Raw genomic sequence first — 22,922 nt, 5'->3', positions numbered from 1 at the left:
ATGAGTCAGAACGTATACCAGTTTATCGACTTGCAGCGCGTTGATCCGCCGAAGAAAGCGCTGAAGATCCGTAAAATTGAATTTGTTGAAATCTATGAGCCGTTTTCAGAAGGCCAGGCCAAAGCACAGGCAGATCGCTGCCTCTCCTGCGGCAACCCTTACTGTGAGTGGAAATGTCCGGTCCATAACTACATCCCGAACTGGCTGAAGCTGGCAAATGAGGGGCGTATTTTTGAAGCGGCTGAACTGTCGCATCAGACCAACACCTTGCCGGAAGTGTGCGGCCGCGTTTGCCCGCAAGACAGGTTGTGTGAAGGTTCCTGTACGCTGAACGACGAGTTTGGCGCGGTGACCATCGGCAACATTGAACGCTATATCAATGATAAAGCGTTCGAAATGGGCTGGCGCCCGGATTTGACCGGCGTGAAACAGACCGATAAACGTGTGGCGATTATTGGTGCAGGTCCGGCAGGTCTGGCCTGTGCCGATGTACTGACCCGCAACGGCGTGAAAGCGGTGGTGTTCGATCGTCACCCGGAGATCGGCGGCCTGCTGACCTTTGGTATTCCGGCCTTTAAGCTGGAAAAAGAGGTGATGACCCGCCGTCGTGAAATTTTCACCGGTATGGGTATTGAGTTCAAACTCAATACCGAAGTGGGTCGCGACGTACAGATTGACGAGTTGCTGAAAGAGTACGATGCGGTGTTTCTTGGCGTCGGGACTTATCAGTCGATGCGCGGCGGGCTGGAAAATGAAGACGCAAACGGCGTGTTTGACGCGCTGCCGTTCCTCATCGCTAACACCAAGCAGATCATGGGCTTCGGTGAAACGGCGGAAGAACCGTATGTCAGCATGGAAGGCAAACGTGTTGTGGTGCTTGGCGGTGGTGATACCGCAATGGACTGTGTGCGTACGTCAGTGCGCCAGGGCGCGACGCACGTTATCTGTGCCTATCGCCGTGACGAAGAGAACATGCCAGGTTCGAAACGCGAAGTGAAAAACGCGCGCGAAGAGGGCGTGGAGTTCCAGTTCAACGTGCAGCCGCTGGGCATTGAAATCAATGCCAACGGTAAAGTGTGCGGCGTGAAGATGGCACGCACCGAAATGGGCGCGCCGGATGCGAAAGGCCGTCGCCGTGCTGAAATTGTTGCCGGTTCGGAACATGTGGTTCCGGCCGACGCGGTTGTCATGGCGTTTGGTTTCCGCCCGCACAGCATGGAGTGGCTGGCGAAACACAGCGTTGAGCTGGATTCGCAGGGTCGCGTGATTGCGCCAGAGGGCAGCGAAAATGCGTTCCAGACCAGCAATCCAAAAATCTTTGCTGGCGGCGACATCGTGCGTGGCTCCGATTTGGTGGTAACGGCGATTGCCGAAGGCCGTAAGGCGGCGGACGGCATCCTGAACTACCTCGAAGTGTAATATCCATGTAGCGACCAAAAAGGAGGCTTCGGCCTCCTTTTTTATGCGCATGTTAAACACAAAAAAAAGCAGAACCATCAGGTTCTGCTTTCCAGGTTACTTCACCACACGCAGCGATGGACGCCCACCGCGCGGCGGCGGATCGTCATCCGGGCTGTTATCGTGATCGTCTTCGTGATCGGGTTTATCACCGTCGATAACCGACATCACCGTCTCGCTTTCCTGCGCTGAAGTATGGTCGTCATCGTTCAGGCTGACGACCTCTTCATCGTACGCGGCTTCCGGTTCAAACATCGTACCGGCGCCGTTTTCACGGGCATAAACTGCCAGCACGGCAGCCATTGGCACTTCAACCTGACGCGGCACGCCGCCGAAGCGCGCGTTGAAACGCACTTCGTCATTCGCCAGTTCCAGGTTGCCAACCGCACGCGGCGCAATGTTCAACACGATCTGCCCGTCACGCGCATACTCCATCGGCACGCGTACGCCCGGCAACGTCACATCAACAACCAGATGCGGCGTAAGCTGGTTATCCAGCAGCCATTCGTAGAAGGCCCGCAGTAAATACGGACGGCGTGGAGACAGTTGTGACAAATCCATGCAATTAACCCCGGCCCAGGCGCATTTCGCGCTCGGCTTCTGTCAGAGAGGCAAGGAAGGAATCACGCTCGAAAACGCGTGTCATATACCCTTTCAGCTCTTTCGCACCGGCACCACTCAGTTCGATACCCAGTACCGGCAGACGCCACAGCAGCGGTGCGAGGTAGCAGTCAACCAGGCTGAACTCGTCGTTCAGGAAGTACGGTTTCTGGGTGAACAGCGGGCCAATCGCCAGCAGCTCTTCACGCAGCTGTTTACGCGCCGCGTCCGCCTGTGCGCCACTGCTGTTCTGGATGGTATTCATCAGCGAATACCAGTCTTTCTCAATACGGTGCATGTACAGACGGCTCTCGCCGCGCGCCACCGGGTAAACCGGCATTAACGGCGGGTGCGGGAAACGCTCGTCCAGATATTCCATAATGATGCGTGATTCCCACAGGGTGAGTTCACGATCTACAAGTGTCGGTACGCTTTGATTCGGGTTGAGGTCAATCAGATCCTGAGGAGGATTATCCTTTTCCACGTGCTCAATTTCGAAGCTGACACCTTTTTCGGCCAGCACGATACGGACCTGATGGCTATAGATGTCCACAGGACCAGAAAACAGCGTCATTACCGAACGTTTGTTGGCAGCGACAGCCATGAAAACCTCCAGGTATATATTCAGAATTTACTGCTACCGGACTTAATCGACCGGTCAGATGTTGAGTTAACTACCCGCGCGTACTGTCACTCTCGTTATAAGGCAAACAAAAAATGAACAATCCCAGCCATTTGGGCAGAAAATTGGATGATAGTTTACCAGATTTTGCGGGCTTTGTGGTGAGGGGATTCTGGAAATGCTGAAAAAGAAGAGATAATCAATGGATTGCTGTGGATAACACGATCTTTATCCATAAAAAAACCCGGTTCGCACCGGGTTTTTTCGCCAATCGTTCTGCCGAAGCAGAAACCAATTAACGTTTGGAGAACTGCGGACGACGACGTGCTTTGCGCAGACCGACTTTTTTACGTTCAACCTGACGCGCGTCACGAGTGACGAAGCCAGCTTTACGCAGTTCGGAACGCAGGGACTCGTCGTACTCCATCAGAGCGCGGGTGATACCGTGACGGATCGCACCAGCCTGACCGGAGATACCACCACCTTTAACGGTGATGTACAGGTCCAATTTTTCAACCATGTCGACCAGTTCCAGCGGCTGACGAACTACCATGCGGGCAGTTTCACGACCGAAGTACTGTTCCAGCGAACGCTGGTTGATTACGATTTTACCGTTGCCCGGTTTGATAAACACGCGAGCGGCGGAGCTTTTGCGGCGACCAGTGCCGTAGTATTGATTTTCAGCCATTGCCTATAATCCCGATTAGATGTCAAGAACTTGCGGTTGCTGTGCCGCGTGGTTGTGCTCGTTGCCAGCGTAAACTTTCAGTTTACGGTACATAGCACGACCCAGCGGGCCTTTTGGCAGCATGCCTTTAACCGCGATTTCAATCACACGCTCAGGACGGCGAGCAATCATCTCTTCAAAGGTCGCTTCTTTGATACCACCGATGTGGCCGGTGTGGTGGTAATACATTTTGTCTTCGCGCTTGTTGCCGGTTACAGCAACTTTTTCTGCGTTCAGAACAATGATGTAATCACCCGTATCAACGTGCGGAGTGTATTCCGCTTTATGCTTACCGCGCAGGCGACGAGCCAGTTCGGAAGCCAGACGGCCCAGAGTTTTACCGGTCGCGTCAACAACATACCAGTCGCGTTTTACGGTTTCTGGTTTAGCTGTAAAAGTTTTCATTAAAAGCTTACCCAAATAATTAGTTACACGTTGGTGAACACCCAAACGTTTAGTCAGTTGAGGTTCACACGACATTGTCCAGCAAACCTACCCCTTCGAATAGCCTATGCCGGCGCAGAGAAAGTTTCGGGAAAAAAACCTTCTTGTAACGTGGGGTCGCAGGATTATAGAGAAGTCGGGGTCAAAGATCGACCCCTTTTCGTGATTTGACGCAGGTTTTGTCGCCCTCTGGCAATAAAAGAAGGCAAGGCCGCATCAGGGCATATGTGCGCGTTTCAGATATTCTTCGCTCTGCATCTCTTGCAAGCGAGATAAACAGCGCTGGAATTCAAACTTCAGCCGCTCACCCTGATAGATGTCATGCAACGCTGCCGCGGCGCTAACCACCAGCTTCACGTGACGCTCGTAGAACTCATCCACCAGCGCGATAAACCGCCGCGCTTCGCTCTCCATCAGCGGCGTCATCACCGGCACATCAAATAACATAACCGTATGAAAGAGCCGTGAAAGCGCAATGTAGTCATGCTGGCTGCGGGCATCCACGCAGAGGGTAGAAAATGACACCGCCAGCGTCTGGTTTTCCACACCCAGCGTTGGCAATGGCCGATGATTAATCTCCAGTTCCGGCGCGTTTTGTCGTGCCGCGCCCGCCAACGCCAGCCACAATTTGTCCATCTGCTGAGCGGTACTGGCATCTAACGGCGTTAACCACAGGTGCGCCTGCGTTAGTGTACGCAGCCGGTAGTCCACACCCGCGTCGACATTCATGACGTCGCAAAACTGCTTAATAGCGTCAATCGCAGGTAAAAACCGCGCCCGCTGCAAACCGTTACGGTACAGTTCATCCGGCGGAATGTTCGATGTCGCCACCAGCGTGATACCACGTGCGAACAGCGCTTTCATCAGCCCGCCAAGCAGCATGGCGTCCGTGATATCCGAGACAAAAAACTCGTCGAAGCACAGCACATCGGTTTCGGCTTTAAAGCGGTCGGCCACGATTTCCAGCGGATCGCTTTGCCCCTGTAGCGAGGTCAGCTCTTCATGGACGCGCAGCATAAAGCGGTGAAAGTGCAGACGCTGTTTACGCTCGCCGGGCAGACTTTGATAGAACATGTCCATCAGCCAGGTTTTTCCCCGCCCGACGCCGCCCCACATATAGAGACCACGTACAGGTGCGGCTTCTTTAGGCTCACGTTTGCCGAGCAGCTTGCTAAATTTCGCCATCAAGCCACCACGTTGCGGCGCGGCGGGTTCGCTGCGGCTAATTAATGCCTGGTAAATGACATCCAGCCGTGAGACGGCTTCTTTTTGCACATCATCCGGTTGATGGCTACCCTCGTTCAGGGCATTTAAATATCGCGATGTTGGGGAAAGGCTCTGCATGGTGTTGTTGTTATTCCTGGAAAATCGATCCGCCCCCACAGGGTTGACGAAAAAAAGGCCGTTCTACACTACGCGATGCTGCGTCAGGATTCCACTTCTGCACGATTAGCGGTTATAGTGGCACAATCAGGCGCAGGCAGGAGCTTGCAGCCCACACCCTACGGAATCAAAAAACAACGGGAGAAGTTCATGACCTGGGAATATGCGCTAATTGGGTTGGTTGTCGGCATTATTATTGGTGCCGTGGGTATGCGTTTCGGAAACCGCAAATTGCGCCAACAGCAGGCCTTGCAGTATGAGCTGGAAAAAAACAAAGCGGAACTCGAAGAGTATCGCGAAGAGCTGGTAAGCCATTTTGCCCGCAGCGCTGAACTGCTGGATAACATGGCGCACGACTACCGCCAGCTTTATCAGCATATGGCGAAAAGTTCGTCCAGCCTGCTGCCGGAAATGTCTGCGGAAGAGAACCCGTTCCGCAACCGTCTGGCTGAATCTGAAGCCAGCAACGATCAGGCACCGGTGCAGATCCCGCGTGACTATTCTGAAGGTGCTTCCGGCCTGCTGCGCGGCGGCGCCAGCCGTAAGTAATCGAACACATCATAAATATTTACGGGCGCGCTCCTTGCGCCCGTCCCTTCTTGCGCATCGCAGCTATTATTTAGTCATTCACCTCATTGTTACCCGGTTGAAATTTCAATAACATCAAACTGTTTTGGGGCGTCATTCCTTCCACTTCAGGTTACGAGAGCCAGCATCAATGAAGAAACAAACCCAGCTGTTGAGTGCATTTGCGTTAAGTGTCGGGTTAACTCTCTCGGCACCCTTTCAGACCCTTGCGGCAATGCCGTCACAAGTCCCTGGGCAGGGAGCGTTACCCAGCCTCGCGCCGGTGCTAGAAAAGGTTCTGCCCGCGGTTGTTAGCGTGCAGGTAGAAGGCACGGCGGTACAAGGTCAGAAGGTCCCTGAAGAGCTGAAAAAATATTTCGGCGAAGAGATGCCGGATCAACCCCAGCAGCAGCCTCAGCCGTTTGAAGGTCTCGGCTCCGGGGTGATTATCGACGCCGCTAAAGGTTACGTGCTGACAAATAACCACGTGATTAACCAGGCACAAAAAATCAATGTGCAGTTGAATGACGGACGCGAATTCGAAGCCAAATTGATTGGCGGGGACGACCAGAGCGACATCGCGCTGCTGCAATTACAAAATGCGAGCAATCTGACGCAAATTGCCATCGCCGATTCCGATCAACTGCGCGTTGGCGACTTCGTTATTGCCGTTGGCAACCCCTTCGGCCTGGGGCAAACCGCCACGTCCGGGATTGTTTCTGCGCTCGGTCGCAGCGGCCTGAACCTTGAAGGGCTGGAAAACTTTATCCAGACCGATGCTTCCATTAACCGTGGCAACTCCGGCGGCGCGCTGCTCAACCTGAACGGCGAACTTATCGGCATTAACACGGCGATACTCGCACCGGGCGGCGGTAGCGTCGGCATCGGCTTCGCGATCCCAAGTAACATGGCGCAAACCCTCTCCCGCCAGTTGATTCAGTTTGGTGAAATCAAACGCGGTCTGCTGGGCATTAAAGGCACCGAAATGAGCGCGGATATCGCCAAAGCCTTTAACCTGAACGTGCAGCGCGGCGCATTTGTCAGTGAGGTGCTGCCGAATTCGGGTTCGGCGAAAGCAGGGATCAAATCGGGTGATGTGATTGTTAGCCTGAACGGTAAGCCCCTGAGCAGCTTCGCCGAACTGCGTTCGCGCATTGCGACCACCGAACCAGGTGCCAAAGTGAAGTTAGGCCTGTTACGCGATGGCAAACCAATGGATGTTGAAGTGACGCTTGATAAAAGCACCTCATCTTCCGCCAGCGCCGAACTGATCTCTCCATCACTGCAAGGCGCGGAGCTGAGCGATGGTCAGCTGAAAGATGGCACCAAAGGCATCACCGTTGGTAATGTGGAAAAAGGCAGCGCCGCCGCGCAGGCTGGCCTGCATAAAGATGATGTAATCATTGGCGTTAACCGCGATCGTGTTCAGTCGATTGCTGAAATGCGCAAAGTGCTGGAAGCGAAACCTTCCGTTATGGCACTGCATATCGTGCGGGGCAACGACAGTATCTATCTGCTGCTGCGCTAAGTAATTCTGCCGCCGGACATCACCGCCTGCGTGTGATGTCCGGATAACTCATGTTATGCTGCTGCCGTTCTCCTTTTAATGACTATCCCATCATGTATGTGAAGCTTTTACGTTCCGTGGCAATCGGTTTGGTCGTCGGTGGTCTGATCATCGCCGCCATGCCTTCGCTGCGTAAAAACATTCCGCTCGCGACGCCGCAAATCGACAGCGCCGATGAAACGCCTGCCAGCTATAACCCGGCAGTTCGTCGCGCAGCGCCTGCGGTCGTGAACGTCTATAACCGTAGCCTGAATAGCTCCACCCATGATCGCCTCGAAATACGTACGCTCGGTTCCGGCGTCATCATGGATCAACGCGGCTATATCATCACCAACAAACATGTGATCAACGATGCGGACCAAATCATTGTCGCGCTGCAGGATGGTCGGGTGTTTGAGGCGTTACTGGTGGGCTCGGATACGTTGACTGATCTTGCGGTATTGAAGATTAATGCGAACGGCGGCCTGCCGGTGATCCCCATCAACACAAAGCGCACACCGCATATCGGCGATGTGGTGCTGGCGATCGGCAACCCGTATAACCTTGGTCAAACGACGACCCAGGGGATCATCAGCGCCACAGGTCGTATTGGTTTGAATCCCAGCGGGCGGCAAAACTTTTTGCAGACCGATGCATCCATTAACCACGGTAACTCCGGCGGCGCGCTGGTGAATTCGCTGGGCGAACTGATGGGTATCAACACCCTGTCGTTTGATAAAAGTAATGACGGCGAAACGCCGGAAGGTATCGGATTCGCCATTCCCTTCCAGCTGGCAACCAAAATCATGGATAAGTTGATCCGTGATGGCCGCGTGATCCGTGGCTATATTGGCATTGGCGGCCGGGAGATCGCGCCGTTGCATACTCAGGGCGGCGGTATCGATCCGATCCAAGGGATTGTCGTTAACGAAGTCTCGCCGGATGGCCCGGCGGCACGCGCGGGGATTCAGGTCAATGATGTGATCACCTCGGTGAACGGAAAACCGGCTGTTTCCGCCCTCGAAACCATGGATCAAGTGGCGGAAATCCGGCCAGGGTCTGAAATTCCGGTCGAGGTCATGCGCGACGACAAGAAACTCACCTTCAAGGTCACGATTCAGGAATACCCGGCGACCAACTGAGTGCCATAAAAAAACCGGAGCAACAGGCTCCGGTTTTTTCTTCCTGCACGTGCAGGACAACAAGGCTTAACGATTGACGAAATCGACACCAAGCTGAATATCTTTTTTCAGCGTATCCAGCATGCCTTCCAGCGACTGCTGTTCAAATGCGCTGAGCTTACCGATAGCATGACGCTCCTCGATACCGTTTTTGCCCAGCAGCAGCGGCTGCGAGAAGAAACGCGCGTATTCGCCGTCACCTTCCACATAAGCGCACTCAACAACGCCTTGCTCGCCCTGCAGCGCGCGCACCAGCGACAAACCAAAACGTGCGGCGGCCTGGCCCATGGAAAGCGTTGCTGAACCGCCACCCGCTTTCGCCTCGACCACTTCTGTACCGGCGTTCTGAATGCGTTTTGTCAGATCGGCCACTTCCTGTTCGCTGAAGCTTACGCCCGGGATTTGCGACAGCAGCGGAAGGATTGTTACACCAGAGTGACCACCGATAACCGGGACTTCGATATCCGTTGGCTGTTTGCCTTTCAACTCTGCCACGAAGGTGTTGGAACGGATGATGTCCAGCGTGGTAACGCCAAACAGCTTGTTCTTATCGTAAACACCGGCTTTTTTCAGCACTTCAGCGGCAATCGCGACTGTCGTGTTTACCGGGTTAGTGATGATGCCAATACAGGCTTTCGGCGCGGTTTTCGCCACCTGAGCGACCAGGTTTTTCACGATACCGGCGTTGACGTTAAACAGGTCGGAGCGATCCATACCCGGTTTACGCGCCACACCCGCGGAAATCAGCACCACATCGGCGCCTTCCAGCGCAGGCGTCGCATCATCGCCGGAGAAGCCTTTAATGGTTACAGCGGTAGGAATATGGCTGAGGTCAACGGCAACCCCAGGGGTTACAGGTGCAATATCATACAGGGAGAGTTCTGAACCTGAAGGCAGTTGTGTTTTCAGTAGTAGGGCGAGCGCTTGACCGATACCGCCGGCCGCGCCGAGGACTGCGACTTTCATCCTAAACTCCTTATTATGGTTAGCTAAATATTTTGTTACTCCGTTGCGGCGACCTTAATCCATCCTGGTAATTATGACAGTAAACGCGCCAAAATAGTGCGGCGCAGCCCACTGTTAAGATCTTATATAAGGATGGATATGACCGTCAGATCGGCAAGCTAAGCAACTAACACTCAGAGTCTATAATATAGCTGCGATATTCACCAAAATAACATCAACTTTATAACATTTAATTTACTTTTTAATCTTATTTGCGACGTAAGACACATGTAGCTGTGCTTCATCACAGGATTTGATAAACTTCGCGCCTTCTCAGCAGTTTTCAGAAATTCCCTCGCGAGAATATTTGCATAAAAATTCATCAATATGCATAATAATGTTGTTTTCACGGCCATATTACGGGTGACTTATGCGAAGCTCGGCAAAACAAGAAGAATTAGTTAAAGCGTTTAAGGCGCTTCTTAAAGAAGAGAAATTCAGTTCTCAGGGAGAAATTGTTCAGGCTCTGCAAGAAGAGGGCTTCGACAATATCAATCAGTCTAAAGTCTCTCGCATGCTGACCAAATTCGGCGCGGTGCGCACGCGCAACGCGAAAATGGAAATGGTTTACTGCCTGCCAATCGAACTGGGCGTTCCCACGACCTCCAGCCCGCTGAAAAACCTGGTGCTGGATATCGATTACAATGATGCCGTCGTGGTGATCCACACCAGCCCCGGCGCTGCGCAGCTGATTGCGCGTCTGCTGGACTCTCTGGGTAAAGCGGAAGGCATCCTTGGTACCATCGCCGGGGATGACACTATTTTCACCACACCAGCCAAAGGCTTCACGGTGAAAGATCTCTACGAAGCGATTCTGGTACTGTTCGAACAAGAACTGTAATTAACATCTCTCCCCCGGCTTCGCTCGCGGGGGAATGTTCGGCTTTTCGCTCCACAATTCGACTTTTCACCTACCGCTAACTTAGCAGTTAGTGCGATTTATGGTTTCACCTCCCTTTCCCAGCGTATACCACCGCACAAAAAATCAAATTCAGCTATCCATATGATTTTCTTAACTATCATTAACTAAATTCTTACCTGAATGCTGTTTTTTATGCCTTTAAGCAATATAAAACCACAAATCATATTCCCATTCATCATAGTTATAATTAGCTTGGTATTAATTATTCGCGTGACTAGTGTATACTTGATTTTGTGATGAGGGTCACGAAACAAGGCCCTCCGAAAAATTTAAAGAAAAGAATACGACGAGGTAAGAGACATGAATATCAAATCAACCGTTGCAACACTGAGTATCCTTTCAGCCCTGTCATTTGGCGCTTTCGCGGCGGATTCCATCAACGCGGAACAGGCGCAATCTCGCCAGTCGCTGGGTACTGTTTCTATCGGTTCTGTCACCGCATCACCGATGGACATGAACGCGCAACTGAGCAAAAAAGCGGAAGAACAAGGTGCGTCAGCTTACCGCATTATTGAAGCACGTAGCGGCGACCAGTGGCACGCAACCGCAGAGCTGTACAAATAAGTTTTACCGATAACCCTATGTATTCGTCCCTCAACGGCACCAGGCACAAAAATAGCAGTTCAATCCTTCTCGCCGTTGAGCCTCTCTAAAGGAGACAGACAATGAAACGTAATCTCATCATCGCATCCCTTGGCCTTGCATCCCTGATCTCTTTCGGCGCGAGCGCCGCAACGCTTGTTAACAGCGATCAAGCCAGCAACCTGCAATCTATCGGCAGTGTTTCTATTTCCCAAAGAGCGGGCGTCCCGATGGATATTCGTCAGGAACTCTCTGCTAAAGCCGATCAGGCTGGCGCGAGCAGCTACCGTATTATTGAAGCACGTACGGGGGATAGCACCCACGTTACAGCTGAACTGTATAAATAAACCCTCGTCGTCTTGTCCGACGACTTGCCCCTGTCTGTCAGGGGCTTTTTTTGCCTTCGCTCACCGCACATTAAACCGCAGCTCGCCTTCCAGCTCCTCTTCCGCTTCATCAAATAGCAGGATCAATGCCCCAAAACGGCGGCGCTGTTTTTCCGGCAGATGAATAAATTCAATTTCCAGCGGCAAAGGCAGCGCGCCATCCATCACCGTGTCCCACAGGGAATCCAGATCGTGAACTTTCTCGCGCTCAATAGCGAACTGGCGGCTAAACTCGCGGTAGAAAGCACTTTGATCGTCAATATGTTTAAAATCGAAAGTGTAGATATTCATTTTCCGCCATCAGCCCAACAGGGCGGCAGACGCCGCCCGCATGATTACAATCCCCCAAGGTGCAGAGTTTTCACTTCCAGAAACTCTTCCAGCCCCAGCACAGAACCTTCCCGGCCGAGACCGGATTCTTTCACCCCGCCAAACGGCCCCAGCTCCGTTGATACCGCGCACTCGTTAATGCCGATCATGCCGCTTTCGATCGCCTGCGAAACGCGGAATACCCGCTGCAGGTTCTGCGTATAGAAATAGGCGGCCAGACCAAACGGTGTTGCGTTGGCGCGCTGCACCACCTCCTCTTCGCTGGTGAAACGGAAACAGGCAGCTACCGGACCAAACGTCTCTTCCTGCGCCAGTTTCATGCCATCGCTGCAATCACCCAGCACCGTTGGCTGCCAGAAGTTTCCGCCGAGGCTGTGCGGTTTACCGCCGGCCAATACTTTCGCCCCTTTGGCGACGGCATCGTCGACGTGCTCGCGCACTTTATCCACCGCAGCGCGTTCAATCAGCGGTCCGACAACCACCCCTTCATCCAGACCATTCCCCACTTTTAATGCATTAACTGCCTCTGTCAGTTTTTGCGTAAAGGTGTCGTAGACAGATTCATGGATATAGAAGCGGTTAACGCTGACGCACACCTGCCCCGCATTACGGAATTTATTGGCGATAGCACCCTGCACCGCAGCGTCAATGTCAGCATCCTCAAACACGATATAAGGCGCATTCCCTCCCAGCTCCATCGACACTTTTTTCATGGTTTCAGCCGCGTTGCGCACCAGCGTTTTCCCCACCGCCGTCGAGCCGGTGAACGAGATTTTGCGCACGTCTTGGCTGGCCATAATGGCATCGCTGATTTCAGACGTGTTCCCGGCAACGGCATTCAGCACGCCATCCGGCACACCGGCTTTTTTCGCCAGCGCCAGCAATGCAAAAGCGCTAAGCGGCGTGTTATTTGCCGGTTTGATAACGCCGGTACAGCCTGCCGCCAGCGCGGGCCCCAGTTTGCGGGTCAACATCGCCATCGGGAAATTCCACGGTGTAATCGCGGCCACCACGCCAATCGGTTCTCGCGTCGCCAGAATGCGTGAGCCTGGTTTAATGGGCGGGATAATTTCACCGTTTGCGCGTTTCGCCTGCTCAGCAAACCACTGAATAAAGCTGGCGGCATAATCGACTTCACCTTCCGCTTCTTTCAATGGTTTGCCCTGCTCAGTGGTCATCAATCTGCCCAGCCAGCTTTTGTTTTCAATGATCAATTCATACCAGCGGTACAAAATGGTCGAACGCTCTTTCGCGGTTTTCGCCCGCCATGCGGGAAAAGCGCGCGTTGCGGCGGCAATGGCTTCTTCTGTCTCTTTCTTACCTGCTTTGGCAACTTTCGCGATAGTTTCACCCGTAGCCGGATTCAGAACGTCAAAGGTGGTGTCCAGCGTTTTCCAGACCCCATCAACCAGATAGCCGGTCTGAAAAAGCGCGTTGTCCTGCAGTGACTGCGTTGTCATTTGTCCTCCCGATCTGCGGTTTATAAAAACTTCTGGAAAGTATAGCTATAAAAAAACCGACGCTTTTGGCGTCGGTTTGGCATTAACTGCTGGTCAGTGCATGTTGATATTTGTGCAACATACCTGTTAGCCGGTGTACCGGCTCGGTAACCTGCGGCGGTGCGTTCCAGTGATGTAGCTTGTGTTGGTAGATATCCAGTTCTTCCAGCAACTGGGTGAAGTAACGGCGACGTTTCGTGTCGTTACCTGCGGATATCACTTGTGACGCCGTACGCCGTAACTGGCGATGAAAAGCCGAAAGATCATCATTAATCGGCACCGGCGCATCCCGCAGGCGCTGATGCGCAATAATCAACGTCAGCGCGAGGCGAAACTTCGCGATATCACCAGGAAATTTATTCAGCAGCAAGAAAAGCTGTTGATACAGCGCGGGCAGATGGTTCTCTTTGCGCCGCGCAGTATTGGTGGTCATTGCCGAGACAGCAGCGGAAACAAACTGGTTCAACAGCATGCGCCCGGTGCGCGCCTGGGAGTTATCGCGCACCAGCAAAAGCACGACCATCGCCAGAACCACGCCAACCAGCTGACCCAGCGCGTTATCAAGAAACTGGCTGAATTTAAAGGTCATCGGATTATCGAGCACCAGAATATTAATGGTGCCCGCCAGCGTCGCCATTGAACCCAGCCGCCTTTTTTGCACTTCAATACCAATAAAGAATGCCAGTACCGCCAGGCTAATACACAGCAGCAGCATGCTTTGTTGCGTCGATGGCAGGATAACCAGGTAATAAAACGAACCAATCGGCAGCGCCCATAACATGCCGTAAATGAAGTCTTTCGCCACCATTTTCGGGTTGGGCAGACGCATCGCCAGCGACGTGACCACCGCGATCATCACCATCGAACCGCTGCCGGATGTCCAGCCGGTCCACAGCCAGAACAAGGTACCCAGCATGCAAGAAAGCGTGGTGCGCCAGAAGTTCACCATCGCATGGTGGCGTTCGGCTGATTCTGCTTTCACCACCACTTCGCCCTGCAGAACCTCTTCTTCAACAGCGCTGATTTTCGCGTTGCCAATCACACCGCGTTTTAGCAGCAGATAGCGGGTCGCTGCACCAACCCAGCTATAAATAGTAACTGGCGTTTCCCGCTCACCGGTCCAGGCAATGACCCGGCGCATTCTTTTTAACTGCTTGTGCATCTCCTGCACGTTATCGACCGGCTCGGCAAACAGCTCGCGAAACGTGTCGGTGATAAGCTCCGGGCGGGTGTTCTGAATCAGATAGGTTTCACACGCCTGGGTGATGAGCGTCAGTGACAGGGTATTGATCACTTTCAGGCGGCGGTTAGCGCGTCCCCAACGGGAAGACTCAATATTCAGATTGCTGCGCATCCCTTCAAGTGCCGTGGTACGGCGCACCAGCGCAGCCCATGCTTTGTCCACCTCTTCGCTGTCACCATGTTTGATACACAACTGCATCAGTTGATAGTGCGCCAGCAGGAGGCTATCCAGCTCGCGGTCAATTTCCTGTTTGACGGAGCGCGGGGAAAAGAGCAGATCGGCAACAATCGCGCAGAGAATGCCCACCACGATTTCACTGCACCGCTCAACGGCAAATTGCGGTGCCAGCAGTGGTTCCGTCTGAATGGTGACGACAATAATTAACGCGGTATAACCCGCCAGCCCCCAGGCGTAAGAGTTTTCAACGCGCACCAGCGACGAGACCCAGGTACAAAACCCGGCCCAGACACAGCACACCATTAACATCAGAAGCGGGGTGCGGATCAGCATGATGATGATGGCCAGCCCGGCGATACAGCCGATAAAGGTGCCGACAATACGCAACATCCCCCGGTAGCGAATCGCCCCGGAATAGGGCTCGCCACCGGCGGCAAAAGCGGGTCCCGCCGCGACAATCGCCGCGGTTAACACCGCCCAGCGCGGGGTTTCAAGCTGAAAGTGAAAGCCAACAAACAGTGCCAGCACCACGGCAAAGGCCAGCTTGAAAGCAAAACGCAAATGCTGGCTGGCAATGGATAACAGCCCCATAGCGATTACCCCAGCTCACGCAGGCGATGCGCCATTTTGCGAAAGAACGAATCCTGGCTTTCATCACGATCGGATTTACCCGTCACCACCACCGTCGCGGTGGTGCCCGCCGGCCACAGGTTGCCTTGTTGTTTGTCGAGACGAATGCGCACCGGCACACGCTGCGCCAGCCGCACCCATTCAAGGTTAGAATCGACGGTCGCCATGCCTTTGCTGTCATTGCTGCTGCTGGCGTTCGTGACGCCTGCGGCGATGCTATCCACCGTCCCTTTCAATACCAGGTTGCTGCCAAGCGGGGTGATCTCCGCGCGATAACCCGGGCGCACGCCTTCCAGCTTGGTCTCTTCCATGTACGCCAGAACGTAGAACGTGTGTTGTTTTACCAGCGCCACCGCGGTGGAACCCCGGGTAATAAATTCACCGGCATACACATTCAGGTTCGTGACCCAACCATCGGCCGGTGCTCGAATGATCGTACGCTCCAGATCCAGCTTCGCCAGATCGCGTGCCGCCTGGGCTTTGGCCAGCTGATGCAGCACGGTTTGCAGGGTGTTATTGGCCTGGTCGATCTCTTCGCGCGACATGGCCTGTACGCCTAACTGATTACGCCGCCCGGCTTCGCGGCGTTTCTCCGCCACCAGCGCTTCGTAGTAAGCGACATCGGCTTCATCTTCCGCCAGCGCTTTTTGGTAACGCGGTTGATCGATGGTGAACAGCACCTGGCCCTCTTTCACCAGTTGGTTGTCATGCACATTGACGGCGGTGACAAGCCCAGTGACATCCGGCGCGATAGCGACGACGTCGGCACTAAAGCGCGCGTCGCGCGTCCAGGGCGATTCGGTGTAATAAACCCAGGCGCGGAAAATCGCGATGAACGCCAGGATCACCAGCACCATAGTGATAGCGGTGCGAGAGATATTTCTTGTTAGTGTTTTCACTTCTACCTCAAACAAACAGGCGCGACAGCAGGTAAAAAAGGCAGCAATACAGCGCAGTGTTAAACAACGCCGGGTGCCAGACAAAGTCATAGATCCCGGTGGGGACCAGCATCCGGCGCACCAGCCAGAAGATCGCCAGTGATAAAATTAATTCGACAAAAATCGGTGGGAACGACAAACCGAACACCACGATGACGGGAAACAGACTCATGTTGACCTTGATTAGACAGCGTGCAGGTGACAATTCGTTCTAACGTCACCGCAGGAGTAAGGGCAAGGAGAGCCAGGCGAGAGTGACGTGAATATTCTTAATAGATAGTATATTAACGTAACTGTTATGCTGTTATCTATATTATGTGATCTAAATCACTTTTAACTCAGAGTGAATAATGGAACGACTAAAACGCATGTCGGTGTTTGCCAAAGTGGTGGAATTAGGTTCGTTTACCGCCGCTGCCCGACAGCTACAAATGAGTGTTTCCTCCATCAGCCAGACCGTCGCCAAACTTGAAGATGAGTTGCAGGTAAAGCTGCTAAACCGCAGCACGCGCAGTCTGGGCCTCACCGAAGCGGGGAAGATTTACTATCAGGGTTGCCGCCGGATGCTGCATGAAGTGCAGGATGTTCACGAGCAGCTTTACGCCTTTAACAACACCCCCATCGGTACGCTGCGTATCGGCAGTTCTTCAACCATGGCGCAAAATGTGCTGGCAAAAATGACCGCCGACATGCTCAAAGAGCATCCGGGTTTGTCGGTAAATCTCGTCACGGGGATCCCGGCGCCGGATCTTATCGCTGACGGTCTGGATCTGGTGATCCGCGTCGGCGCATTGCAGGATTCCAGCCTCTTCTCCCGCCGCCTTGGGGCGATGCCAATGGTGGTTTGCGCGGCAAAAAGTTACCTCGCCCAGTACGGCATTCCTGAAAAGCCAGCGGATATGGTTAACCACTCATGGCTGGAATACAGCGTGCGTCCGGATAACGAATTTGAGCTGGTGGCACCAGAAGGGATCGCCACGCGATTAATCCCACAAGGGCGTTTTGTCACTAACGATCCGATGACGCTCACGCGCTGGCTGACGGCAGGCGCCGGGATCGCATTCGTGCCGTTAATGTGGGTGATCGACGAGATCAACAGCGGTCAACTTGAGATCCTGCTGCCGCGCTACCAGTCGGATCCGCGCCCGGTTTACGCGCTCTATACCGAAAAAGATAAGCTGCCGCTAAAAGTGCAGGTGTGTATTAACTATCTGACGGATTATTTTATTGAAGTGGCGAAGGTGTATCAGGGAATGCAGGGACGCAGCGTGTGAGAGAGTCACCCTCTTCGTGCGAAGAGGGTGAGAAGAGCGTTAAGCCGTACCGCCGACGGTCAGGTTATCGACTTTCAGCGTCGGTTGGCCCACCCCCACTGGCAGGCTCTGCCCCTCTTTGCCGCAGACGCCAACGCCATTATCCAGCTTCAGATCGTTACCCACCATGGAGATCTGCTGCATCGCTTCGATACCGGAGCCAATCAGCGTTGCGCCTTTCACCGCTTTGGTGACCTTACCTTTTTCAATCAGGTACGCCTCAGAAGTGGAGAAGACGAATTTACCGGAAGTGATATCAACCTGGCCGCCACCAAAATTCGGGGCGTAGATGCCGTAGTCGACAGATTCGATAATCTCCTGCGGCGTTGATTTGCCCGCCAGCATATAGGTGTTGGTCATACGCGGCATCGGCAGATGCGCGTAAGATTCACGACGCCCGTTACCGGTCGGCTTGACGCCCATCAGACGCGCGTTGAGTTTGTCCTGCATATAGCCTTTCAACACGCCGTTTTCGATAAGCACGTTATACTGGCCCGGCGTTCCTTCATCATCAATCGCCACAGAACCGCGACGATCGGCGATGGTGCCGTCGTCCACAACGGTACAGAGTTCTGAGGCCACCAGCTGCCCCATCTGGCCGCTAAATACCGATGTTCCACGGCGGTTGAAGTCGCCTTCCAGCCCGTGTCCAACCGCTTCGTGCAGCAATACGCCCGGCCAGCCCGCGCCCAGCACCACCGGCAGCGTGCCCGCAGGCGCGGCAACGGCAGAAAGATTTACCAGCGCCATACGTACGGCTTCTTTTGCCCACGCATCCGCACGAACGTCGCCATCCACATCCTGCAAGAACCAGTCATAACCAAAACGACCGCCGCCGCCGCTGGAGCCGCGCTCGCGTTTGCCGTCGTCTTCAACCTGTACGCTCACGGAAAGCCGCACCAGCGGGCGAACGTCCGCCGCCAGCGTACCATCGGTCGCCGCCACCAGAATGAGTTCGTAAACGCCAGTCAGGCTGGCGGTCACTTCCTGCACGCGTTTATCCGCCGCGCGCGCTGTTTTATCCACGCGACGCAGAATATCGAGCTTCTCTTCCCGGCTCATGCTTTGCAGCGGATCGATGCTGGTATAAAGGCTTTGATGCTCAACCGCGCCCAGCGTTTTCACTTTGCCATCGCCCTCTTCCCGCACGATGGTACGCGCAGCCTGCGCGCTCTGTTCCAGCGCCAGCAGGCTGATTTGGTCCGCATACGCAAAACCGGTTTTCTCACCGCTGACGGCGCGCACGCCCACGCCCTGGTCGATATTGTAAGAACCATCTTTAATGATGCTGTCTTCTAAAACCCAGGATTCGTGATAGCTCGACTGGAAATAGAGATCGCCGTAATCAAGACGACGCGCGGTCAGTTGACCGAGGATAGCAAACAGATCCTGATGGCTCAGGCCGTTCGCTGCCAGAAGTTGTTCACTTACCAGATTAAGACTCATCATTTTTTCTCGTCGTTGCCGCCACAGCGGACAATAAAAAGTGCGATATAAGGAGCTTGAGGCAATTCGCCGATGCCGTCAAATCATTGCTTTTTGTCCGTACGCGGCTGGCGCAGGACTTCGTTGATTTGCGGCTGATCGACCGGGCCGGTAATGCGGTAGCGCAGAATCGAGACTTTGTTCCACAGAGGCCCCAGCACTTTGCTGGCGGCAAACACCGCCGCACCGACAATCGGGTTAACGGCAAAGGCCGCCGCCACACCGACAGTCGCGGAAATTTCTGGCGCAACCACCGCTTCCATATCCAGCTCGCGGCGCACCAAATTCACCGAGCCTTTCATGGCGATATCCGCTTCCAGACCGTCCACCAGCGTATCGTCGGTATGCAGCACACCATCCTTGATCCACGCCGTGCTGCGAATGGAATCAAACCAGAACCCCTCACTGCTGAAGGTATCGCTGAAATCAAAACGCAATTTACGCCACAGCGAGTCGACGCTGAACAGGCGCAGCAACTGCCCGGCATGGCCGGTGCTGATATCGGTAATTTTGCCTTTGCCAAGACGCGTACGCAGGATGCCATTGAGCGACTCCTCCTGCGGTTGCCACGGAGTGCTGCGCCAGTGCAGGTCATAATTAATATCAAACGACGAATCACGCACCGGTGTCGGTATGCCAAAGAAGCCCATCGCAGAATCAATTTTCTCGCCGCGCAGCACGCCTTTCAGTGAAGTACGCTCCGCGCCTTCACGGTTGACCCATTCACCGTCGGCGGTGAGCCGCGCAGTGCCGCTGTCCACCAGGCCGTTCGCCAGCGTCAGCGTATCGCCCTGAATGGCGAAATCGCCATCGATGCGACCATATTTTTGCCCCCACAGCCAGCACTCTGCGCAACGCAGTTGCAAATCCGGCCAGCCGGTAAAATCGATCCGAGTCTGACCGCGCAACAGCGTTGAAGGGGAAGAGATGTCATCATCATTCGGTGCCGTGTTCGACGGGTTGTAGTAGAGGTAGCGGATCGCGGCCTGCCACGGCGCATTATCATGGATCGTCAATGTACCGCTGATTTCACGCCCCTGCGCTTCAATGGTCGAACCCGAATCTTGCGGCTGCGAAACAATGCTGAGGTTATTCCACTGCTGCCCGCCCAGCGTCAGGGCTGGCGTACGCAGCGTAATGCTCTGCGGGAAGGTGGTTGCACTGCTGACATTATTTGCCACGCCCTGCCTGAACAGACCCAGCCACTGCGCGCCGTTCATTGCTGGCAAGTTGAGTTCAAGCCCGGCCTGATCCGGCAGCGGTGGCAACGTACGGCTGTCCGAGGTCCAGATCCCGCGATCGAGCGTCAGCTTATTATTCAGCAACCAGCGGCTGTTAAAATGGTTGTTACCACCGGCATTACCGGTTAAATCGAAACTGTGCAGGTTCCCTTCTACCTTCACCTTCAGCGGCAACGCTTTGCCTGCGGGTTTATCCAGCGGCGGCGGTAACGTGCTGGCAAGGCTGCCCAGATCGCCGTCAATATTGACCTTGTAAGTAGTGCCGCCACGGTGCGGCAACTCTACGCCGACATCGCCTTTCCATGCGATGCTGCCGCGCAGCGCATCATTAAGTTGTGGGGGTAAAACGCCGGTTTTTGCCGGTTGCCAGTTTCCGTTGAGATTCACCGCCACCTGATAGGCTTTATCCCCTTCGGTGGTGGAGAAATCGAGGTTCACCGGTTGGTTAAACCAGGTTGCCTGTAGTGGTTCGCTTTTCAGCGTACCGTTCTCGAAACTGAATTTGCCGCTGAGGTTCTTCAGTGTGCTGTTAAGCGGCTTGATAAACAGGCTGTTGTTGTTCAGCGCCACGTCACCTTTGGCGACGGTCTGCTCCCCGTCCAGCGGGATATCAAGATGTAAGCGAGCGCTTACATCACCATCGATTTGCAGCTCATCCAGCGCACTACCCAGCGTATCGTGCAGCGGCGTCTCTTTGAAATAGGGCCCAACGGCTTTGCCCGGCCCGTTAATGTCGGCATCAATTAACAGCTTCTCTTTGACGTAATCCGGAATGTTGGCAGTCAGGTTGCTGGCCGTTACACCACCCAGCGCCACTTGACTACTTTTCATCCACAAGCCGTCGTTGAGGAAGTCGAGATCGATATCGAGGTTTTGCAGCGCCGGCCAGTCAGGCTGGAAAGCAAAAGTCGCGTTGCGCAGCGGCACCGCAACTTCAAACTGGCCTTCATTGTGCTTAAACGGGAAGAGCTTAGGATTACCGCCAAACAGCAGCGTGGCATCTTGCGTCTGCCCGCCTTTGATCGACGAGCTCAGATACGCTACCAGCTCTTTACCCATCAAATTTTCCGGGAAGTAGCGCCAGGCTTGCCCGGCATCTGTCACATTGATGCCGGCCAGGATACCTAACCAGGGCTCATCACCTTGCAACTGGAGATAGCGGAAATCACCGCGTGCGCGCAGAGCATTAGCCTGAACGTCGATATTGCGCCCATCCAACTGGAAGCCGTGTTCGTTATTCTGCCAGTTCAGCGTGGCAACGCCTTTTTCAATCTCCAGCGGTTCGGGGAATACCGTCTTATACGGCATCTTCGCCTGCGCGATATCAGCGGTTAAGCGCCCGTTTTCCAGGCTGCCGGCAAGCGTTCCACTGAGATGTTCAACACCAGGCAGCAGTTCCCACTGTTGCCAGGCAATATCCTGCCACTGCGCGTGGAAGCGCGTTTTTTCTGTCGCCTGCAAAGGGATATCCAGCGCCAGCTGCTCCAGCTTGCCGCGAGGCTGCATGGTATGCCAGATGTCATACAGTTCCGGTGAGATTTTCTGCGCAATCGGCAGCAGCCCCTCTAAGCCACTGAGCTCAAGGTTACTGGCACGTACGCGCAATTCATCGCTGCGCACGCTGCTGGCACCGCCCACTTCCTGTGCCGGAACCCAGGCAAAACTCAGCGCGCCCTGCGGCCAGGGGTGATCATCAATTGCGATACGCGTTACTGGTACATCAAACTGCCAGCCCTGCTGCTGACGAGAGACATGGGCGGTAAGATTATCCACCGTCATGCGGTGCTGCGTATTATTGCCCTGCCAGCTGGCACCGCCTTTTTTCAGCCATACGTCGCCGCTTTCCACCACGCCTTTGCTTAATGTCATCCAGCCTTCAAGGCTGAAGCGCGCGGTATCCAGCGCGACCTTATCCTGCATCCATTTGGCGAGCCAGGGTTTGACATCAATGTCGTCCGCCTGCAACCACACGCGGCCATTATTCAACAGCCCGTTGTCGTCGCGTAGATCCATGCGTACCTGCATAATGCCGTGCTGACCGGTGAGGCTCGACAGGCTGACTTGCCCTTCCGCACGGTGACGATCGTTGCCGTTAAGCCAGGTAAGTTGCGGGATCGCCAGCTCAGCGCGCTGCCCGGAGAGCGTTAAGAAACTGATGCGGCTGTCGCGCAGATCAAAGTGATCGAACTGGCGTAAAAACAGATCGCTGATGCGATCCGTGGTGATAGGTTCGCCGGTGTCATTGCGCTGTAGCGGGGTATTACTATGCGCGACCAGCTGATAAAAGGTGAGATTGCGAAACTGCCAGCGCATGTGCAGCAGGCTTTGCCAGACATCCAGCGCCAGCGTCACACGTTTGACCGACAGCTCGCCGCCATCGGGCAGCGTCGCGTTAATATCGCGCACATCCAGTTCAGGACCGAAATTTTCCCAGCGCGCCTGTATCTGGCTGGCCGAGACAGGAACGCCGGTTTGTGCGGTGATACGCGCCAGAATGGGCTCGCGCCAGCTATCCAGATGGGGCAGGACAAGGCGCAGCCCACTTACCAGCAGCGCCGCGATAACAATCAGCGTCGCGCCTGTAAGCAGCAATATCCCCGGCAGTCGCCTCACGCCTCTCTCCTTGTCAACCAAACCCAGACC

Annotated in this window: 21 protein-coding genes; 8 read left to right on the top strand and 13 right to left on the bottom strand. The window is 54.4% G+C overall.

What is annotated here, in order from left to right:
* Positions 1-1,419 carry a glutamate synthase small subunit gene (locus O3S68_RS13095; RefSeq protein ID WP_269231701.1) on the top strand — a complete coding sequence of 473 codons (1,419 nt, stop codon included), beginning with the start codon at positions 1-3 and terminating at the stop codon, positions 1,417-1,419.
* Positions 1,420-1,515: 96 nt separating this feature from the next.
* Here the strand turns inward: O3S68_RS13095 and sspB are convergent, their stop codons facing one another.
* The 5 genes from sspB to zapE form a co-directional block, all read right to left on the bottom strand.
* The gene (gene sspB, locus O3S68_RS13090) at positions 1,516-2,019 is read right to left on the bottom strand and encodes a ClpXP protease specificity-enhancing factor (protein WP_020455453.1); all 504 of its coding nucleotides are present in this window, start codon (positions 2,017-2,019) and stop codon (positions 1,516-1,518) included.
* Between the two features lie 4 nt (positions 2,020-2,023).
* Positions 2,024-2,662 (bottom strand): stringent starvation protein SspA, encoded by a 639-nt coding sequence (gene sspA, locus O3S68_RS13085; RefSeq protein WP_017457310.1) that lies wholly within the window; start codon positions 2,660-2,662, stop codon positions 2,024-2,026.
* A 313-nt stretch (positions 2,663-2,975) separates the two neighbouring features.
* A complete protein-coding gene (gene rpsI / locus O3S68_RS13080) occupies positions 2,976-3,368 on the bottom strand; it encodes a 30S ribosomal protein S9 (RefSeq protein WP_000829818.1) in 393 nt (130 codons plus the stop codon).
* A gap of 15 nt (positions 3,369-3,383) precedes the next feature.
* A complete protein-coding gene (gene rplM / locus O3S68_RS13075; RefSeq protein WP_004868222.1) occupies positions 3,384-3,812 on the bottom strand; it encodes a 50S ribosomal protein L13 in 429 nt (142 codons plus the stop codon).
* 255 nt (positions 3,813-4,067) lie between these two features.
* Entirely contained in the window at positions 4,068-5,195 is a 1,128-nt protein-coding gene (gene zapE / locus O3S68_RS13070; protein ID WP_269231700.1) for a cell division protein ZapE, read from the bottom strand.
* A gap of 189 nt (positions 5,196-5,384) precedes the next feature.
* On the opposite strand from zapE, the gene zapG reads away from it, so the two are divergent.
* The 3 genes from zapG to degS all read left to right on the top strand — a co-directional run bounded on the left by zapG (position 5,385) and on the right by degS (position 8,489).
* Positions 5,385-5,783, top strand: a complete 399-nt coding sequence (zapG, locus tag O3S68_RS13065) for a Z-ring associated protein ZapG (protein ID WP_017457307.1) — start codon at positions 5,385-5,387, stop codon at positions 5,781-5,783.
* Positions 5,784-5,952: 169 nt separating this feature from the next.
* Complete coding sequence (gene degQ, locus O3S68_RS13060) at positions 5,953-7,329, top strand: serine endoprotease DegQ (protein ID WP_097405969.1); 1,377 nt, start codon at positions 5,953-5,955, stop codon at positions 7,327-7,329.
* Positions 7,330-7,421: 92 nt separating this feature from the next.
* Entirely contained in the window at positions 7,422-8,489 is a 1,068-nt protein-coding gene (gene degS / locus O3S68_RS13055; protein WP_020455456.1) for an outer membrane-stress sensor serine endopeptidase DegS, read from the top strand.
* Positions 8,490-8,555: 66 nt separating this feature from the next.
* Here degS and mdh read toward each other — a convergent pair whose 3' ends face one another.
* Positions 8,556-9,494, bottom strand: a complete 939-nt coding sequence (gene mdh / locus O3S68_RS13050; RefSeq protein WP_020455457.1) for a malate dehydrogenase — start codon at positions 9,492-9,494, stop codon at positions 8,556-8,558.
* A 409-nt stretch (positions 9,495-9,903) separates the two neighbouring features.
* Between mdh and argR the strand changes: the two genes are divergently transcribed.
* The 3 genes from argR (at position 9,904) to yhcN (O3S68_RS13035) (ending at position 11,384) form a co-directional block, all read left to right on the top strand.
* Positions 9,904-10,374, top strand: a complete 471-nt coding sequence (gene argR / locus O3S68_RS13045) for a transcriptional regulator ArgR (protein ID WP_017457303.1) — start codon at positions 9,904-9,906, stop codon at positions 10,372-10,374.
* 381 nt (positions 10,375-10,755) lie between these two features.
* Positions 10,756-11,019, top strand: coding sequence for a peroxide/acid stress response protein YhcN (yhcN, locus tag O3S68_RS13040; RefSeq protein WP_017457302.1), 264 nt, complete (start codon positions 10,756-10,758; stop codon positions 11,017-11,019).
* Between the two features lie 101 nt (positions 11,020-11,120).
* The gene (yhcN, locus tag O3S68_RS13035; protein ID WP_017457301.1) at positions 11,121-11,384 is read left to right on the top strand and encodes a peroxide/acid stress response protein YhcN; all 264 of its coding nucleotides are present in this window, start codon (positions 11,121-11,123) and stop codon (positions 11,382-11,384) included.
* Positions 11,385-11,444: 60 nt separating this feature from the next.
* Here yhcN (O3S68_RS13035) and O3S68_RS13030 read toward each other — a convergent pair whose 3' ends face one another.
* The 5 genes from O3S68_RS13030 to aaeX all read right to left on the bottom strand — a co-directional run bounded on the left by O3S68_RS13030 (position 11,445) and on the right by aaeX (position 16,412).
* Positions 11,445-11,714, bottom strand: a complete 270-nt coding sequence (locus tag O3S68_RS13030) for a barstar family protein (protein WP_017457300.1) — start codon at positions 11,712-11,714, stop codon at positions 11,445-11,447.
* Positions 11,715-11,758: 44 nt separating this feature from the next.
* Complete coding sequence (locus tag O3S68_RS13025; RefSeq protein ID WP_020455458.1) at positions 11,759-13,213, bottom strand: NAD-dependent succinate-semialdehyde dehydrogenase; 1,455 nt, start codon at positions 13,211-13,213, stop codon at positions 11,759-11,761.
* An 82-nt stretch (positions 13,214-13,295) separates the two neighbouring features.
* Entirely contained in the window at positions 13,296-15,263 is a 1,968-nt protein-coding gene (aaeB, locus tag O3S68_RS13020) for a p-hydroxybenzoic acid efflux pump subunit AaeB (RefSeq protein ID WP_020455459.1), read from the bottom strand.
* 5 nt (positions 15,264-15,268) lie between these two features.
* A complete protein-coding gene (gene aaeA, locus O3S68_RS13015; RefSeq protein ID WP_045512708.1) occupies positions 15,269-16,201 on the bottom strand; it encodes a p-hydroxybenzoic acid efflux pump subunit AaeA in 933 nt (310 codons plus the stop codon).
* 7 nt (positions 16,202-16,208) lie between these two features.
* A complete protein-coding gene (gene aaeX, locus O3S68_RS13010) occupies positions 16,209-16,412 on the bottom strand; it encodes a p-hydroxybenzoic acid efflux pump operon protein AaeX (protein ID WP_020455461.1) in 204 nt (67 codons plus the stop codon).
* A gap of 178 nt (positions 16,413-16,590) precedes the next feature.
* Here aaeX and aaeR point away from each other — a divergent pair, with 178 nt between their 5' ends.
* Positions 16,591-17,514, top strand: coding sequence for an HTH-type transcriptional activator AaeR (gene aaeR, locus O3S68_RS13005; protein ID WP_044489502.1), 924 nt, complete (start codon positions 16,591-16,593; stop codon positions 17,512-17,514).
* A 39-nt stretch (positions 17,515-17,553) separates the two neighbouring features.
* On the opposite strand, the gene tldD is transcribed toward aaeR, so the two are convergent.
* A complete protein-coding gene (gene tldD, locus O3S68_RS13000; RefSeq protein WP_044489503.1) occupies positions 17,554-18,999 on the bottom strand; it encodes a metalloprotease TldD in 1,446 nt (481 codons plus the stop codon).
* An 83-nt stretch (positions 19,000-19,082) separates the two neighbouring features.
* Positions 19,083-22,892: an AsmA2 domain-containing protein YhdP gene (yhdP, locus tag O3S68_RS12995; RefSeq protein ID WP_269231699.1), complete on the bottom strand. Its 3,810-nt coding sequence runs from the start codon at positions 22,890-22,892 to the stop codon at positions 19,083-19,085.
* Between the last annotated feature and the right edge of the window lie 30 nt (positions 22,893-22,922).

The sequence above is a fragment of the Kosakonia sp. SOY2 genome (assembly GCF_027109175.1).
Lineage (GTDB): Bacteria > Pseudomonadota > Gammaproteobacteria > Enterobacterales > Enterobacteriaceae > Kosakonia.
This window is presented reverse-complemented; position numbering and strand designations above follow the sequence as displayed.